This window comes from Endozoicomonas acroporae, assembly GCF_002864045.1.
In the GTDB taxonomy this organism is placed as follows: domain Bacteria; phylum Pseudomonadota; class Gammaproteobacteria; order Pseudomonadales; family Endozoicomonadaceae; genus Endozoicomonas; species Endozoicomonas acroporae.
On the sequence record NZ_PJPV01000274.1, the window covers coordinates 1 to 2,331 of the forward strand.

Annotated in this window: 2 protein-coding genes; one reads left to right on the plus strand and one right to left on the minus strand. The window is 39.4% G+C overall.

What is annotated here, in order from left to right:
• A partial coding sequence (locus CX664_RS25120; protein ID WP_101749312.1) for a transposase occupies positions 1–776 on the minus strand: 776 nt, incomplete at its 3' end.
• A 211-nt stretch (positions 777–987) separates the two neighbouring features.
• On the opposite strand from CX664_RS25120, the gene CX664_RS25125 reads away from it, so the two are divergent.
• Positions 988–2,307 (plus strand): hypothetical protein, encoded by a 1,320-nt coding sequence (locus CX664_RS25125; protein ID WP_101749313.1) that lies wholly within the window; start codon positions 988–990, stop codon positions 2,305–2,307.
• Positions 2,308–2,331 lie beyond the last annotated feature (24 nt).

Consider the following 2,331-nt stretch of genomic DNA (forward strand, 5'->3'; position numbering starts at 1 on the left):
CCTTTTCGGACAATTCGGCCAGACCAGTCAACCAGTTCAAAGTAGCTACTGAGTGGGTATGGAATCGCCTGTTCCGGGTGTTGACCCTGAGATTTTAACGGTTTCAAGTGTGCCTTTTGTTTTTTTCCGTTTGCGCTGTCGTATGACTCAATGCGCTCTTTAATGGAAGTATGTTCTGAGGTTTCCAGCGTTGCGGCAATTTTTGCCCGGATGGGGTTTAAGTCGACATAGGCCATGCAAGTCAGCAATGCTGCCTCATCTAACAAAGCCTGACTTTTGTAACGACCTTCCCAAAAGCGCCCTTTGCACTCATCCTCTTTATTGGCCAGCCGGGCTAAATATTCGTTGAGACAGCGCATGAACCAGCTGATATCCATTAAGCGACCTCGGTACTTCTGGGCATATTCTTCGACACGCAGCAGCTCTGCTTTGCCCAGCTGATCGCCGACAAGAAAACGCTGAACCAGGTGCGGGCCTGAAAAGAGCTGCGTCCAGCGTTGTAAGACTGCTTTGGTGTCCCATTTTTTGGCTTGCTGACTATTGATATGGAGCACCACATGATAATGATTCGACATCACCGCATAAGCACAGACTTCCAGGGCAAAAATACCGGAAAGCTCTTTCAACCGATCAACCACCCACTGCCTGCGATGCTCATATTTTTTGCCTGAGAAATTATCTTTGCCGCATAGGAAGGCCCTGCGAACGCAGCGTGCCATGCAGTGGTAGTAGGGCGTACTGGCTGGATCTATGAGGTTTTTTCGGGCGGTCGTCATGTCATTTTTTTTGGTTACTGGGTAGATTTCCTTAATGCCCTTAAGAGGCTCCAGAAGAAAGATAGACGGTGTGGCCGATTAGTCACAATTTTGGATGTCCTTTATTTCTTTTCTTTTTATTTCTTTTCTGTAATCGTGTTGTGTTACCATCATTCCAGCGTTTGGCTATTACAAGCAGGCTTAATCTAATTGAATAATGAGAGTTTAGGTTATGAATAGAATCACAGCAGATGCCAATAAATATACACACTTTTCTTCCGAAAAAAATACAATGCCTGGCGTGGATAAACGCCATTCCATCTGGGATGTCAAACAAGATCAGGAGCAGAGTTCATGGTTAAAACCATTAACTGGGATTATTAATAATGCTTATAGCTTTATTGGTCAGCGTTCTATAACAGCTAAACAAGAAAATGAAATCTCTGCAGATGGAACAGGCTATAAGTCTACTCAAAAACAAAGCCATGAAGAGGTGTATCATAATGCATTAACACAAGAACAATGGGATGATAAATACAGAGAAGTTAAACTTCCAGGTAACTCCAATCAATTAATGCAGTTTGTCATATTTAATGATAAAACCAATTCAAAAGATATTGGGGTGAGTAAAAATCCGATAGGAGATTGCCAAATTAAGCAGCTGGAAAATATTCTCTCTGAAGTAAAAAGGTATTATCCAGTTAACACGCCAATAATTCATCTTGTTTATGAAGTTTTCCAGCCAGAGCTGTTGGATGATATGCAAAAAGAAGAAGTCAATAATTTTTTCAAAAAACTGGAGGCAGCGAATGATAATTTGAAGGTTATTAATTTTAATGAAATCAAAGATGCTGTTGAATACGGTGATACTGCTTCAAAATTAAGGGGTGGAATAATCAAACAAGAAGAAACAGGGCTGCGAAAAAAGCTATGGCTTCATACAGAGTTTATTAGATTGATGGAACATCATTTTCGTGATTTAGATGAGATTGATTTAACTCAAACATGGCAATGTATGGTTAAAATCAGTCCATGGCTGGAAATTATTAATGGCCAGAAAATACTGGATTGCTATGACCTGAATGACCTTCTAAGGTTTAACATGCTTCTAAGGTGCAACATGGTTGAGGAGTTTACAAGGCAGATAGATATGTTGACACTTGAACAAATACAAAATATTGATGTGCCGCAAGATCCACAGCCATTAACAGCAGAAGCAAAAGCTTTGTATATTGACTTGCAACGATGCGTATTATTATATGATTCAGATATTATTCAAGATGCTTCAAGCAATAATGGCAGTTTAATATATCGGGATTTTGACACAATAATGTCAGCAGCCATGCCAGATCTTTCTTTAAAGACGAGTGAAATCCTTGGAGTAGAGGATTACGTAATGTACGACTTATCCAATAGGATGGAACCTTTCTGTACTATCGAAAATGCAGTAATGGGTGTTGCATGTTCTAAAAATAAAAACAATAAAAACTGTAATAGAAAAGAACACAAATCTCAAGTAATTGAACTTCTGTCACTCTGTGAAATAAAATGAAAAAAATTCTAGTTATAATTATGT